At 56.9% G+C, this 13,693-nt stretch carries 19 protein-coding genes; 2 read left to right on the forward strand and 17 right to left on the reverse strand.

Translation table 11 applies throughout. The features are described 5' to 3' along the window. Positions 1 to 148: 148 nt before the first annotated feature. The 14 genes from FFS57_RS23340 to FFS57_RS23410 all read right to left on the reverse strand — a co-directional run bounded on the left by FFS57_RS23340 (position 149) and on the right by FFS57_RS23410 (position 8,906). Positions 149 to 781: a lytic transglycosylase domain-containing protein gene (locus tag FFS57_RS23340; RefSeq protein WP_137940239.1), complete on the reverse strand. Its 633-nt coding sequence runs from the start codon at positions 779 to 781 to the stop codon at positions 149 to 151. Further along, positions 778 to 963, reverse strand: coding sequence for a hypothetical protein (locus FFS57_RS23345; RefSeq protein WP_137940240.1), 186 nt, complete (start codon positions 961 to 963; stop codon positions 778 to 780). The genes FFS57_RS23340 and FFS57_RS23345 overlap by 4 nt, the downstream gene beginning before the upstream one ends. Before the next feature lie 9 nt (positions 964 to 972). Continuing rightward, positions 973 to 1,422 (reverse strand): glycine-rich domain-containing protein, encoded by a 450-nt coding sequence (locus FFS57_RS23350; protein ID WP_137940241.1) that lies wholly within the window; start codon positions 1,420 to 1,422, stop codon positions 973 to 975. Beyond that, positions 1,422 to 2,003 (reverse strand): hypothetical protein, encoded by a 582-nt coding sequence (locus FFS57_RS23355; protein WP_137940242.1) that lies wholly within the window; start codon positions 2,001 to 2,003, stop codon positions 1,422 to 1,424. The genes FFS57_RS23350 and FFS57_RS23355 overlap by 1 nt, the downstream gene beginning before the upstream one ends. Further along, positions 2,000 to 2,587, reverse strand: coding sequence for a hypothetical protein (locus FFS57_RS23360; RefSeq protein WP_137940243.1), 588 nt, complete (start codon positions 2,585 to 2,587; stop codon positions 2,000 to 2,002). Before FFS57_RS23360 ends, FFS57_RS23355 begins: the two co-directional genes overlap by 4 nt. A gap of 3 nt (positions 2,588 to 2,590) precedes the next feature. After that, a complete protein-coding gene (locus FFS57_RS23365) occupies positions 2,591 to 3,037 on the reverse strand; it encodes a hypothetical protein (RefSeq protein WP_137940244.1) in 447 nt (148 codons plus the stop codon). 10 nt (positions 3,038 to 3,047) lie between these two features. Then, a complete protein-coding gene (locus FFS57_RS23370) occupies positions 3,048 to 3,365 on the reverse strand; it encodes a hypothetical protein (RefSeq protein ID WP_137940245.1) in 318 nt (105 codons plus the stop codon). 15 nt (positions 3,366 to 3,380) lie between these two features. Then, positions 3,381 to 4,175: a major capsid protein P2 gene (locus tag FFS57_RS23375; protein ID WP_137940246.1), complete on the reverse strand. Its 795-nt coding sequence runs from the start codon at positions 4,173 to 4,175 to the stop codon at positions 3,381 to 3,383. A 371-nt stretch (positions 4,176 to 4,546) separates the two neighbouring features. After that, entirely contained in the window at positions 4,547 to 4,828 is a 282-nt protein-coding gene (locus tag FFS57_RS23380; RefSeq protein ID WP_137940247.1) for a hypothetical protein, read from the reverse strand. Between the two features lie 168 nt (positions 4,829 to 4,996). Beyond that, complete coding sequence (locus FFS57_RS23385) at positions 4,997 to 5,611, reverse strand: hypothetical protein (RefSeq protein WP_137940248.1); 615 nt, start codon at positions 5,609 to 5,611, stop codon at positions 4,997 to 4,999. Next, positions 5,583 to 6,002, reverse strand: coding sequence for a hypothetical protein (locus FFS57_RS23390; RefSeq protein ID WP_137940249.1), 420 nt, complete (start codon positions 6,000 to 6,002; stop codon positions 5,583 to 5,585). The genes FFS57_RS23385 and FFS57_RS23390 overlap by 29 nt, the downstream gene beginning before the upstream one ends. 14 nt (positions 6,003 to 6,016) lie before the next feature. Next, the gene (locus tag FFS57_RS23395; RefSeq protein ID WP_137940250.1) at positions 6,017 to 6,337 is read right to left on the reverse strand and encodes a hypothetical protein; all 321 of its coding nucleotides are present in this window, start codon (positions 6,335 to 6,337) and stop codon (positions 6,017 to 6,019) included. Positions 6,338 to 6,429: 92 nt separating this feature from the next. Beyond that, positions 6,430 to 8,568: a replication endonuclease gene (locus FFS57_RS23405; protein WP_171014170.1), complete on the reverse strand. Its 2,139-nt coding sequence runs from the start codon at positions 8,566 to 8,568 to the stop codon at positions 6,430 to 6,432. After that, positions 8,568 to 8,906 (reverse strand): hypothetical protein, encoded by a 339-nt coding sequence (locus FFS57_RS23410; RefSeq protein WP_137940253.1) that lies wholly within the window; start codon positions 8,904 to 8,906, stop codon positions 8,568 to 8,570. Before FFS57_RS23410 ends, FFS57_RS23405 begins: the two co-directional genes overlap by 1 nt. A gap of 243 nt (positions 8,907 to 9,149) precedes the next feature. Here FFS57_RS23410 and FFS57_RS23415 point away from each other — a divergent pair, with 243 nt between their 5' ends. Next, entirely contained in the window at positions 9,150 to 9,458 is a 309-nt protein-coding gene (locus tag FFS57_RS23415; protein ID WP_137940254.1) for a helix-turn-helix domain-containing protein, read from the forward strand. A gap of 183 nt (positions 9,459 to 9,641) precedes the next feature. Here the strand turns inward: FFS57_RS23415 and FFS57_RS23420 are convergent, their stop codons facing one another. The 3 genes from FFS57_RS23420 to FFS57_RS23430 all read right to left on the reverse strand — a co-directional run bounded on the left by FFS57_RS23420 (position 9,642) and on the right by FFS57_RS23430 (position 12,338). Further along, complete coding sequence (locus tag FFS57_RS23420; protein WP_137940255.1) at positions 9,642 to 10,718, reverse strand: NAD(P)H-dependent flavin oxidoreductase; 1,077 nt, start codon at positions 10,716 to 10,718, stop codon at positions 9,642 to 9,644. 84 nt (positions 10,719 to 10,802) lie between these two features. Then, entirely contained in the window at positions 10,803 to 11,411 is a 609-nt protein-coding gene (gene gstA, locus FFS57_RS23425; RefSeq protein WP_137940256.1) for a glutathione transferase GstA, read from the reverse strand. Positions 11,412 to 11,477: 66 nt separating this feature from the next. Continuing rightward, positions 11,478 to 12,338 carry a type 1 glutamine amidotransferase domain-containing protein gene (locus FFS57_RS23430; protein WP_137940257.1) on the reverse strand — a complete coding sequence of 287 codons (861 nt, stop codon included), beginning with the start codon at positions 12,336 to 12,338 and terminating at the stop codon, positions 11,478 to 11,480. Between the two features lie 126 nt (positions 12,339 to 12,464). Here FFS57_RS23430 and FFS57_RS23435 point away from each other — a divergent pair, with 126 nt between their 5' ends. Then, positions 12,465 to 13,409, forward strand: a complete 945-nt coding sequence (locus FFS57_RS23435; RefSeq protein WP_137940258.1) for a LysR family transcriptional regulator — start codon at positions 12,465 to 12,467, stop codon at positions 13,407 to 13,409. Positions 13,410 to 13,693: the final 284 nt, after the last annotated feature.

Here is a 13,693-nt window from a genome sequence, read left to right on the forward strand (position 1 = left end):
GCCCCTGACGCCACCCCCGCCGTGAGATCGACCGCGCCCTTGCCGATGCCGCGCCCGATATCCGATGCTTTCAGACTGCTGGCTTTGCTGGTCAGATACAGCACGCCCACCAGCCCAACACCGCCTAGCATCAGCCAGTGTTTGCTAGTCATACGCTGGCCGTTTCGCCGAAGACATCGCGACAAATTGCGGTGTAGTAATTCCGAGTTTCACTTGGTGCAGTAGCCAATCCATTTTTGGCGACAGAACCTTCACCCCAGTTATATGCAGCAATTGCCTTTTTCCAGTCCTTGAACATTGCATACAGGTACCGCAAATAGACAGCGGCTGCGTTAGCCGAGGCTCGCCAGTCAGTTGGGTCGAATGGTGTTTTCAAACCCATTAGATTTTTAGACACGTTAACTACAGATCGCGGCATAAACTGGAACATGCCAATTGCACCCCGTGCGCTTTTTGTCTTGCCGCTGATGATGTCATCACGAAATCGGCTTTCCTGATACGCAATCCTCGATAACAGTAAATTCGGCAGTCCATGGCTTGCGCCAATTCGTTCCAAATCAGCGGAATAGGCTTTTCCTTTTCCCGTTGAAATTGCTGTTGAAAACTCTCCCGGCATTACGTCTCCAACGTTAAATGCGACCCCAAACAACGAGCCGATGTCAAAGATAAATCCATCATTTTTTATGACCTCCCCTTTTTTCACTTTCCTCGCCATCAGCAGCACCGCCGCTGCGGTGGCGATGGCCCCCAATAGAATCAGTTTCTGCTGTGCACGGTTCATGCTGGGCTGAAGGTCCGCTTGTCCGCGTCAAATTTGCAACCCATGCCGCCCGACTTGCTGTCGGTCAATTCTTCGCAGTCCGCCCATAGCCCCAGCTTGACCAAGCGTTGCGCGTTGTCCCGATCCGAAACAATCACGTTATCGACCCGTTGTTGCTGGTTGATCATGGCAAATACCGCCATCGTTCCTCCTTACCATTCCACAATCACAATGCCCTGAATCCCCACCCCGTTCGGATCGCAGGTGCCGAATTGCCCAAAGCCGGTGCCCCCGCCGCCGTTGCCGATCAGCTTGTTGGCGCCGAAGCCACCCCACGCCACCATATGGAAGGTGTCGCCGTCGCCGATGACGACCGTTTGCCCGCCATTGGTGGCCCACTCTTCGGGATTCGCGGCCCGCTTGCCGCCTGCCCCAACGATGATCTGGATGGTTTTACCCGGCCACACCCACACTTCTTCCACGGCGCAATAACCCGCGCCGCCACTGGCGCCGCTCCACAGGTAGCCGCCGCCAGCCCCGCCGACATAGGTAAAGCGCGCCCGCCGCACCTTGGGCGGGACCACCCACACGCCCGAGGTCTTGTAATAGGCGGTGCGGCTGTAGGGCTTGACCGGTTCCGTCAGTAATAGATTGAAGCTCATCAGCGCCCCTCCATGATGCGCAGCGGTTTGTCGTCGAATTGCGTGACTGCCCACCACGCCGCGCACGCCGCATCGCTTTCCGACAGCAGCGCGCCCGGGGGTAGCCGCATCGGTGAATTGTCGATGGTGACGGCGGCATCGCCGCCCAGATAGATATCTTCCAGGCTGCCGTTGTAGAAGCGCAGCAAGCCCCGGCTGCTGTCGGCCTCGACCACCTTGACCGGTTTGCTACCGATCAGCGCCACGGGCAACGTGGTCAGCTTGCTGACTTGCTTCAAGGCAATCTGCCCCTGCACGTTGACGTTTTGCGCTACTCGGTCATAACCTCCACGCCCCGCCGTAATCGCCACCTTGACCGGTTGCGTTTGCTGGGTGGTGACCTGCCAGCGGTCGAAGCCGCCATCCGGTTCCGCCCAGAAGCCGCTTTCCACGCCTTCCGCTTCGTACACCGACAGGCCGTTGCGGAATAGCGTGACGTTGACGTATTGCCCCGCGCCCACTTCGATCAAGCGGAAATGTCGGCCCGGTTCGGCCATGATCCAGACGCCGTTATCCGGCATCAATTGACGATGTGTTCTCATTTGCTAAAACTCCTCACTGCGCCCAACGCCACCACGCCCGCCACCACCAGCATCACCACTTGGGTTAGCTGCCCGTCTTTGCCGGATTCGAAGGCTTTGGCATCTTTCCACGCCTGTTTCACGTCGTTGGTGGCATTCGAGGCCAGATGCTGCGAATCCTTGGCCGCATCCATCGCCGCTTTCAACCCCACATCCGCGATATGGCCGCTTTGTGCCAGTAGCTGGCTGATGTTGGTCGCCAGCCGTGACCCATTGGCATCGACCACGGCAAAGGCATCTTTCAAGGCGCCGTTGTTGCTGTGCAGCGCATCGCCGGCCAGTTTCATCGCCTGATTGACGCTGTTGTCGCTACTGGTCAGGCTGCGGGCAATGGCGTTATGACTGGCTTCCAAGGCCGCCCGCACCGCGCCGCCATCGGTGGCGGTGGTGTAGTTGCTGACGTTGTTGACGATGGTGCCGTTTTTGGCATACAGCCCGCTGTTGTTGTGTATCTGGTCGTTATCGACCTTGTAATCTACCGTGGTGGCGGAGCTGCTGCTGTTGGAGCTGGATTTGCCAAACCCCATGAAGTTACCCAAGCCCATGCCTTACCCTTTCCAAATCTTCAACGCCACCAGCCCCAGGGCGCCCATGCCCAGCAGCAGCCACGGCGACCACGGCAGGCTGCCGAACGGGGCACCCCCTTCACTGGTGCGCCGGGTTTCGGTGCTGCGTTTGTCGAAGTTCTGCGTGCCGCTGCCATTGCTCAGAATCACGAAATCGCCGGCCCGGTATTCCGGGTTGATGCGGCCCGAGGTGGCGGAGCTGGTCAGTTGGTCGGGGTTGAGCGCTTGTCCGGCCACCTGCCCCGCTGCCTGAATCGCTGCGCCCCATGGGCTGGCGCCGGCCAGTGCCGAGCCCATGGCACCAGACATACCGCCACCCACCCCTTTCGCCATACTTTTTGCCCAATCACCTACCGGGTTACCCGGATTTGACGCCGAGCCATCCGGAAACCAGAAACCAGCCGGGTTGCTGGGTGCTTGTAATGCCATTGGTCCCCCCTTATTTCTTCAGCAACACCCACAAACCCACGATGCAAGCCAAGCCCACAACGGCCATGGTGGTGGTGTTCATCCGCACTACATCGCCGACGCTACGCCCAACCGTTCCCAACGATGGCAACGGCACGCCCGCTGCGTAGGGTAGCCCGGTCGCTGGATCGATACCGGCCACGGTGTTGTTCTGGTTCAAGGTGTTCAAGCCAGAGTGCTTGAAGATCAGACCCGCCGCACCCATGGTCAGCATGTTCTGAAAGGTCTTGGCCCAATCTGCGCCTTCGCCGGGTGCGTCTACTTTGGCAAGGGTGAATTCCTCACTCATGCCCTCCCCCTTTCATTACAGGTTGCCCAGCGGATCAAGGTATTCCACATAGGTGCGGATGGTGTCCGCCGCATTGATGGTGACCCACAGTTCCAGGCTGTTGGCGCGGGTGGTGTCCAAGATTTCCGTCATGTTGTTGTCCACAATCGGGTCATACACATACAAGCCTTCTTGCGGCACCTTGCGGTTATCGCGGGCAATGAACTCATTCACCGCGCTCACCGATTTATGGATGCTCAAGCCGTTCATCTTCAGTTCGAAGCCGGTCATGGTCTTGTTGTGACCAAAGTAAATCCGCTTCACCAGCGAGCCGCCCGCCGCCCCGAACGGAATCTTGATTGGAAAGGTGCCCGCCGTTGAAAAGTTGGTCGGGTACATCAGTAACTTGTTGACCACGCTCAGCTCTTTGGGCGCACTGGTCCACGTCCACGCTTTCAAGGTCGGTTGCACCGCACCCGGTGCAATCGACACTTCCATGGTGAACGAGGCCACGCCCTTGGCGGTGGCAATGGCGCCGACCGATTGCCCGACCTGATCGCGGGCAAAAATCTCGGTGAAGTCCAACACCAGAAAGTTCGGATCGATAGCCGCCCCGGTATAGGCGTTCATCTTGTCCAGGGTTGGCCCGTCCACGTCGTGAAACACCTTGCCATTCAGCTTGCACTTGATGCCGGTGATGTGTTCTTTCTTGAAGGTCTGCCCGCCCAGTTGCAACACCAGCCGTTCATAGGTCTGGCCCAGCGGAAAATCCATGGTGGCAATGCCGCCCGCCACCACGTTGAAAAACGGCAATTCTTCGCGCAATAGCATGCGTACTCCTTACAGATAGTCTTTGATGCCGGGCACGCGCTTGGCGATGATCACGCCCAACACGGCGATGATGGCGGTTTTAAGATAGGCGTTCATGTTGTGTAGTCTCCCCTCAGAAACGTTCGGTAACCAGACGGCGCAGGCCGTCGATGCGATACACCAAGGCCATCGTGCAGATGGCAATCAGTGCGGTTTTGGCAATGCTGTTCAATGTGTCCCCCTGTCATTGCATGGGGGCATTGTGGCGGCTGGGCGAGCGACTGGCGACGCCCCGTCCTATTGGGGTATAGGACGGGTGTTAGAGGGGTAACTGATAAGTGAAAGCAGGGTTAAAAACACAATAATGCTGCTTAAATTTTGAAACTTATTCTTTAATGCACAAGCGCAACTTTGTATGGCTCTATATTCTCGACAGTGATATCTGCTATTTTATTTTCTGATATGAAAATCTCACCCTTGAAAATCAAATGTGATCGTGCATGGAGTATAACATCTACTATTACCTGATCATTTTCCCTAGCGCCTAGCGCCGCCGCATTGGCTCTAATGAAATGCTCTAGGCAATTTTCCATTTTTTCCTTTTCTTTCTGAACGTTATCACCATTGGGTCCGTAAGAAGTCCATTCTGTGTTCCATTTCACACGAATATTCATGATGCTTCCTTTCCTATCTCGCTGCAACGAATGGCAAAATCACTCCACACTTGTGAGAAGTACATTGTTAGATGTAACCATGTATGCTTATATCAATTCAATACGACATAATCAGATTCGGTTAGCATTGCACAAAAAATGCGATTGAGTGACAATTTTTTCAGATCATCACCCTCCAAACTCTAGCTTTCCAGAAAACAAATCCCGGCGTATCCATTGATGACTCCGAATGGCCTCAATCTTCAATTTCTCCACTCGCAACGCATTCGCCATCACCGCCACATCCTGCGCGTAGTTGAGCCGCCCACATCGAATCGTCGAGCAGTTACCAAAGAAATGCTTATCCACGCTAGCCGGTCGCTGGGTTAAGCCGTAAATCGTAATGCCTTCCGAACGCCCTTGACTGGTACAGCGCCGCCAGCCCGCCACGGCACGCGATGGCAGCGTGACATCGGACAGTTCTTCCGCCACCAACACTAGATTTTTAGCCTGAAATGCCGCCATGCAAAAGATATCGAATAGCGCATGCATGCGCTTGTCGTCGCCCCAGGGCTGAAACGCCACCTTGAACGCCTTCTGGCCGGTGACGAGGCTGACCACGTCCTGCAGCCGAGTCACCGGCTGGGCGTAGCCTTCCCGCGCAAACTCGCCCTTGGTGTCCCAGATCATCAGCCGCTTGGGCTTGAGGCGCTGTAGTTCCGACATCACCCAGGTGGTTTTGCCGGAACCGGACGCGCCAATCGCCGCGTGGATTTCAGCCTTGTTGTTGCGGCTGATGGCCATCGCCGTTGCCCTCCTCTTTGTCTGGCTGGCTGGCGGCCTTGTCGGCACGGATCGCTTTCGCCAATTCCAGCCCTGCCGGCAGCCATACCGCCGCCATGCCGATTTCCGGCCCGAACTTGCCCAGCCAACCCGACGCCGACCAGCCGTATTTCTGCAGCACGGGTGCCGCTGCGGCTGCCATGGCCGGCGCTTTGCCAGTCAAGGTCTGGCCGGTACGCGGATAGACCGGCGTCAACATCGCCCCGGCCAGTTCCAGCAAGCCTCTAATGTCGCTTTCGTCGTGGTTGGCGTCAGGCGTGGCCATGGCGGGTTGCATCAACGCCTCCGCTTCCGCATCCAGTGCGCCCGCCTGCTGCAGCAAGGCTGCCGTCATGCCGTCGTGTGCTGTCATGTGCTCCCCTCCTGTTAACTCAACAAGGTGCCGGATTGGCGTGGCGGTTTGGTGGCCGGTGGCGTGGTGGCCGGTGCTGTGATGCTGGACTGCGGCACGGGTGGCATTGGCGTCAAGGCCGGACTGGGAATCGGTGGCACCGCCTCCGGAATCGCCGCCTTGACCGTGCCGCGCTTGCGCAGCGTGTTGTTGCTGCGCTCGCTGAACGCTTGCCCCTTATAGCCGCACCATTGGCAGGTGTAATAGGCCAAGCCGTTGGCGCCCTCTTTCAAGGCGGCTTCCTCAGTGCAGCAGGCGCATGGGATGCGCCCAATGGTCGGATTCGCTTTAGCCATGCAACACCACCCCGCACTTGTTCGCCACGGTCGCCAGTTGCCGCCGTAGATGCTGGATGACCTCTTGCAGCTCGCGCAGCTGATCCGCCTGCTCAACGTGGAGGGCGAGCGACAGCCGCGCCGCCTGCTTGATGTCGCCCGCCGCCAGCAGGGCGGGTTTGTGGTCGATGCTGTGCAATAAGTCGCTCAATTGCTGCTGTTTCGTACGCGTGGTCATAGTCCCTTTCTTCGATGCGCTGTAGTTGCGCGGCTAATGTGGCCGATACTGGCCGTTGCCGCCGTTCGTAAAGCCGTTGCAGGCCCTGCAAGGTCTTGCGCTCGGCGTGGTTATTACAGTTATTGACACGAGTCCAAGCTGCGCAGCGGGCTGCGCGGGTCGGGCTGGCCTGCGGCAGCGCCCGCCGTATTTCCCAGTGATGCACGCGGGTGGTGATGCATTGCCCGGTTTGCGCATCGGCGACGCCGATCACGCGGCAGCCAGTGGCCTCGCCGTATTGGTTGATGATGTCGCGGTCTTTCAGCGGCTGCACCGCCAGCGCCTGCCGTGGGCAATCGACGCCGCCCAGGATCGTCACAAATGCCGCCCACTGACTGGCATCCGCCGCCAAGGCGGCTTCCATCAAGGTGCCGGCGTGGCGCAGGTCGCCGAAGGTTTGATGCAGCCGTTCTCGCGGCGCCTGTTGCCCCAGCGCGTCTTGTAGACTGCCTTCGTCCTGTTGCAACTGGCGGGCATGCAGCCGCCGCAGTTCGCGCCATACTGTGACCGGGGCGGTGCCCAGTTGCTGAAACTGGCGGATGCCCCACACACTGGCCCAAGCCTGTACCCGCTCGGCGGCTTCCGGGGCATCCAGCCCGTCAAAGTTGTCGCCGATGGATTCGCCATTGATTTTGCGCCCGGTCAAGGTCTTGCACAGGTACTTGACCACGTAGCCCGCTGCCGTGCCGCGTTGCCAGTCAATCTCCACGGCTTGACAGCGAATCTCTTCGCGGCCCGCCACCTCTTCCGGGGCGTCGCGCAAGGCGTAGTGCCGGAAAACGTCAATGGTGCGGGCTTGCTGGGCGCGTGGGGTGAACACCAGCAGATGCCAATGCGGGCAGCCGTCGTGATGCGGTTCCACCACCCGCAAGCCGTACAGCTTGATGCCGTCCTGATGCAGCACCGCCCGGATGTCGCCCCACAGATGGGTCAAATACGCCTGTGCATCGCGGGGGGTGCTGCCGTCGTATTTCTCGTTCGGCTTGCCGCTGTCGCGGTACACCGCATGAAAGCGTGACGGACAGGAAATGGTGATGAACAAGCCGACATGGCCGACATCTTTAGCGATGGTTTCGAAGCCGCGGATGCGCACCATCAATTCGGCAAAGCGCACCTGCGGATTGCTGACGCCGACATCGGCCAGTTCCGCCAAGGTGTAACAGTCGCCGGCCTCGTTGACGGCTTCGGTCTGCTCCAGCATGGCGCGATTGCGCCGTTTCTGCTGCCGAACCCGTTGCATGGCGTCGTCCGACACATACAGGCCGGCGCCGCGCCACACCTGCCCATTGCGGATGGCTGCGGCTTCTTGGGTGCGGCTATGGATGACGCGCAGTTGCCGACGCCACCATTTGGCGTCCTGCAGGCGTTTCAATAGCGTGTCGTCGGTGACGCCCTGCCGGCCCACCTGCGGGGCCGTGGCGCCCATGCGCAGCACGACGGCCTTGACCGCCGCCATCAAGCTGGCGTGACTCGGCCAGGGACGACGCGTCATCTCGGTGATGAAGTTCGCCAGTTGCGTGGCGCGGTGGCTCAGGTCGTGATCGTCCAGATCGGCCACGATCTGCAGGGCGTCTTGCTCCAGTTGCGCCCGCAGTGTGCCCTGTGCGGCAAACCCGGCCAGCGCCGCTTCCCACGCGCCCGCCATCATGTCCGCGTGAATATCGGCGGTGATGGCTTCCGCGAAGAAGTCCAGCAAATACACCTGCCGGCCAAAGGCTGCGCACAGGTGATCGCTCAGCCGGTCCAGTGCCACGCCCACTTCTCGATACAGGGTAACGCCCGCCTGCCAGTTGCCGGCCAGGAAGTGATCAATCGCTTGCTGCGCCAGCACGTCCTGAAAGTCGCTCGGCAAGTCCGCCAGCGCCCGCTTGCGCAACAGCTTGACCCAATAGACGTCCCACATGTCGCGGGCTTCGGACAAGCCGGGGGCATCGGGCACCGGATTGGTGTCCCGTGGGTGAGGTAAATCAAGCATTACTGGCCTTGCTGTAGTTGTAGTGTGTCCAGCGCATGCCATAACTGGCCGATGCGCTGGCGGATGGTGTCGAAATGGATGGGCTGCAGTCCCAAGGCCATTCGTTGATTGATACCGGCCATGCCGATGATTTGTTGATTCATGGCCAGCAAATTGGATTCGAGCAGCGCCACGGCTTCCAACTGGGCGCGGGTCAATTTGCGCACCGGTGGCGTGACCGGCGCGGGTTCGGCCACCATCAAGGGCACCGGCTTGACCTTCTTCGCCGCCTCGTGAATGGTTGCCCGCATGGTGGCTATAGAGATCGCCGCCAATTCCCGCCCGGTTGCCGTTTGCATGTGTCCTCTGTTCAGGTTCGATTTACGCTGTATCAGCTAATGTGTCCGGTACCCCTACCTGACCCCTTCCTGATAGCCGCCTGCTGCGGTCTCACTGCGCAATGGCGCGCTAAATGTGTCGCTGCGTGACTGGCGAGAAAAGATTAGTCGATAACTAGGCTAGTAGTCGATATACCCACCACTGTTGACAGGGTATTTTGCCTCGCTAGATCATTCACCCCTGCGCACTCTGGAATTTTGCACATGCTGACCACGCTAGATTGGATTTCTGCATTAAAAACAACATTATGCATATCTTCAGACTATGGAATCGCTAAACATCTCGGGATTTCCAAGCATGCAATATCGAAGTATCGGCGGAAAAATGAGGCATTTGGCCCTAAAACAGCAGAAAAGGTGGCAGAAGTTTTGCAAGTGGACCCTGCTATATTGTTTGCAAGTTCTGAGTATGAACGAGCAAAAAGCAACAGTGAAAAGGACGTTTGGCAGGGAATTTACGAGAAAATTGGCGGGTTGCAAGCCGAGGAATTAATAAGGAAAAATATAGAATAATTTCCCTATTTGTTGCTAATTGCAACTATTGTTAAAAATGCACATTATGCGAATTTTTATGAGGCCAAAGCAATGCCTTTTGAGAGCGGCATTGAGCCGCTCTTCAGGATTCAGCTCCGGGCTATAGCTTGGCTTGTGCTCAGCCAGCATCTCACTACTGATTCGCAAGATGCCTGAAAGGGGTCAAAATCGGATGGCCGCATCCACCTCCGTCACCAGTGCGTCCAACAGTGACCGGGCATCATGATGTCGTAGTAGTCCAGCCCCCTGCCCCGCATACATTGGGACCAAATCAGGACGGTGCTGAGAAATAGCCGCCACCTTGATCGGGCTGGTAAACCAACTGTGAATCGGGTAGCTTGGAAAGCTCGCCTCATATGGGCGCATCTCATCCACAAATCGATTGCGAATGAAGCGTGCAAGTCGACCTGTCCCGGCACGACTTAGCATCGTGTATCTGGCCTCCGGACTAAAAAGCATGGCGCGATGCAGGTCACTGGTGGCAGATTCACGGCAAGCGAGAAACGCTGTACCGATCTGTACGGCTTGCGCGCCCAACATCAGTGCCGCTGCAATACCCCGTCCGTCCGCAATGCCGCCGGCAGCAATGACGGGTGCATCGACTGCATCGACGACCTGGGGAACTAACGCCAACGTACCAGTCAATGATTCTTCTGCGGGTTGCAAAAACGATACCCGATGGCCGCCCGCCTCCGCCCCGGTAGCAACAATCATGTCCACACCGGCTTGATCCAATAGCCTTGCCTCATCTGGCGTGGTCGCAGTGCCCATTGTAACGATATCAAGCTCCCGACAACGAGCAAGCACATCGGCCGCCGGTATGCCATAAACAAAACTGAATACCGCTGGGCGCGCTGCCAGCAGCGCATCGATCTGTTCCTCATAGGCAGGCATATATCGCACTGGCTGGATCGGCAAGGGAATGCCCAGTTCCCGATAGTAAGGCGCCAATCGCGCCGCGTGTTGTGCAAAGTCGCTATCACTGATAAGCGGGTTGTCACTGTCCTGATAGGGTATCCAAAGATTGAGTGCAAATGGGCGCGCTGTTTGCGCCCGAATGGCCTTAGCTATCTCGTTGATTTGTGCCCCACTCAAATGATGGGCGCCAAACGAGCCCAATCCCCCAGCTTCCGCTACGGTAGCGGTCAACGTCACCGACGATAGTCCACCACCAAAAGGACCCTGGATAATTGGGACGGTCAGACCAAGCCGTCGTGTAATTTCTGTATTTGTCCACATAAGCTATTCCATGTCGTCTTGTTTGTTAGCTGCGTGCGTTAGATACGGGGTCGTAGTGCGCCAGGCGCCTGATTCGATTACCGCCTAGTTCAGCAACCCTTCAGCCCGCATTGCCGACTGAACCGCTGGTCTACTAGCAACCCGTTTTAAGAATTCACCTAAAGCCAAGTGAGGGGACAGATCCAGCCCAACATGTTTTGCCCAACCAGCCACTACAAATAGATAAGCATCGGCTGCGGTGAAATGGTCACCCGTCAGGTAATGTTTGCCTTGCAACTGACCAGATACCCATTCGAACTTTTTGTGCAATGCGGCCGTGAACACCGCTTTGCCTGTTGTGTCTAGTGCTGAATGAAACAGAGGGCTGAACGATTTGTGCAGTTCAGAGGTGATGTAATTTTGCCATTCCATCACCCGGTAACGAGCCATACTCCCCGCAACGGGCATCAAGTCGTGTCGTGCGGCACGGTCACCAATATACTGGGCAATGACTGGTCCTTCGCTCAAGTACTGACCATCTTCCAGTTCCAGCAGTGGCACCTGCCCCTTCGGGTTAACCACATAGTAGTCCGCCCCTTGCGCAGTCTGATGTTCGGCCGTGTCGACACGGACCAGCGAGAATGCAAGCCCAGCTTCATGTAACATGATGTGGGGCACCAATGAGCATGCACCTGGAGAGTAAAAGAGTTTCATAGTAGGTTTCCTGGGTAATTGTCATGGCAGGTAGGCAAACTGCCGATCGGACTGTTGCGATTGGGACTAACGGGCACTACGCTGCGCGTCCAGCGCTTTAATGAACAGTTCAGCCAAGGTGGCATCAGAGAACGGCTGTTGACCGGTGATCAATTCCCGATCCTGCACCACTTCACTTTTCCATTTGCCGGCGTTCTGCACTCTCCCTCCCGCTTCAGCCAGCGCCTCTGCGGGGTAAAATGCCACTTCACCTTTGAGCTGGCCAGGTTCAACCGCGCGCTCCTCTGCAGTGGAAAACACCGTCATCCTGTAGCCGGCATATGGCCAACCATCGGCGAACTTGCGCTGAGATGCCTCATCATTCTTGACGAGTGCCTGATGGAAACCTGATGCATTCGACAGCGTTGACAACAGCGCGATCGGAGCATGGCATAGCAATGCGGTCGGGCGGCCACTGTCATGAAAGCTGCGCAGGATTTTTCCCAAATCTGGATCCTTCACCAGATCCTGCATGGGCGCATGGCCTCCTGGTAGGAAGATGCCAACATAACGATCGGTGCCTTCGCTCACGACAGCGCTCAACTTCTTTGGTTTTTGCAACGATACAAGTTGTGCCACAAACTGTTGTGTCGCAGCTCGTTTGACATCGTCACCACCAAAAAACAACTTATTGTTGGAGTGCGCGTCCATTGACGGCGTGTTGCCTTTGGGATTGGCAAATACGGGGGTGTACCCGGCTGCTATCAATTTTTGAACCGGTACTGCCAATTCATTGAGGTAGTAGCCAGTTGTATAGCGTTTACCACCTTTCAATTCCAACTGATGCTCACTCGACACGACGACCAGTACCTCGCCATGGGATTGCGCCCATGCTGTTATCGGCATACCAATGCCGATAACAGCTGCCGTGATCCATTGTTTAATCATGATAATGGGCTTTCTGTTGTGATAAACCGCAGACTCGTTGCGGCGACGAAATGCAGTCTATTTGTTCCGTGCTCGTAGATAAATAGCGTACCATTTACATATCTTGATACATGATGTAATCAATAAATGAAGCGTCAGCTTGATGATCTGCAATTAGGCAGCATGGAGTTATTCTGTTTGGCCGCAGAATTGGGCAGTTTTACTGCAGCCGCAACTGCGGCTGGTGTCACCCCCGCAGCAGTCAGTCGATCGGTATCCCGACTGGAGGCCCGACTAGGTGTCAGGTTGTTTCAACGCACCACTCGGCATATTTTGCTCACCGATGGGGGACGACTGTATTTTGCACAGTGTCGTCAAGCACTCAATTTGTTGGTAGAGGCTGAGCGAGAGGTGACAGGTCAGCAGGTGGCCCCTGTCGGCTGTCTGCGCATCAGTTGCTCAACGGCTTATGGTCATTACCGACTGCTGCCCATGCTGCCTGCCTTCCGCGCCCGTTTTCCTGGCGTACAAATAGAAATCCATCTTTGCAATCGCAACATTGACTTTGCTGGTGAGGGCTTCGACCTCGCCATTCGCGCACGTCCGCCGACAGACTCCAGCTTGATTGCACGTAAACTGGAGGATGCTATGTTGGTCGTGGTGGCAACACCAGATTACCTTGCAAGGGTGGGTACGCCCACCACCCTGGAAGCACTACGTCAACACAGCTGTATCCAATTTGAATTGCCTAGCAGTGGCAAGCGCATCAGCTGGCAGTTTCAGCAAGATGGCAACGATGTGGACGTCATTACCGAAGGCGACTACTTTGTATCGGAGGAAGTGCTGGGCGTTGCGACATTGGCACGTAGTGGCGCTGGACTCTGTCAGACCTATCGTTTCGTTGTGGCGGAAGATTTGCGCCAAGGTACGTTAGTCGAGGTACTCCAGCCATTCGCTGGTCGATCACGCCCCTTTTCACTACTCTATCCACATGGTCGGCATACCCCCCAGCGAGTGCGGGTGTTTATCGATTACATGATCGCTGAATTAGGGTCGGTTAAGGCATCTCTGCACGAATCTGGTTTCCGGTAAACTAGCAGCCACCCGCCTTTCGAGAGCGCTCTACCATGCAAGCATCGGGTCAACTGAGTTTCAGCGACATCGAGTACGCTGGCAAAAAGAAAAAGACACGGCGTGAGCTGTTTCTGAGCCGAGGTGAAACTCCTTGGGTCTACTCACCATTTCGGCGCCAAAGTGCATGTGGGGGGTGGATGACCAGACGGGACTGATCCACACCTTGAGGCTCACGGCCGGCAACGTGGCTGACGTCAGCGAAGCGGCCAAGCTGTTGTGTGGGGAAGAACGGGTGATGCAGG

Source organism: Chitinivorax sp. B, assembly GCF_005503445.1.
Lineage (GTDB): Bacteria > Pseudomonadota > Gammaproteobacteria > Burkholderiales > SCOH01 > Chitinivorax.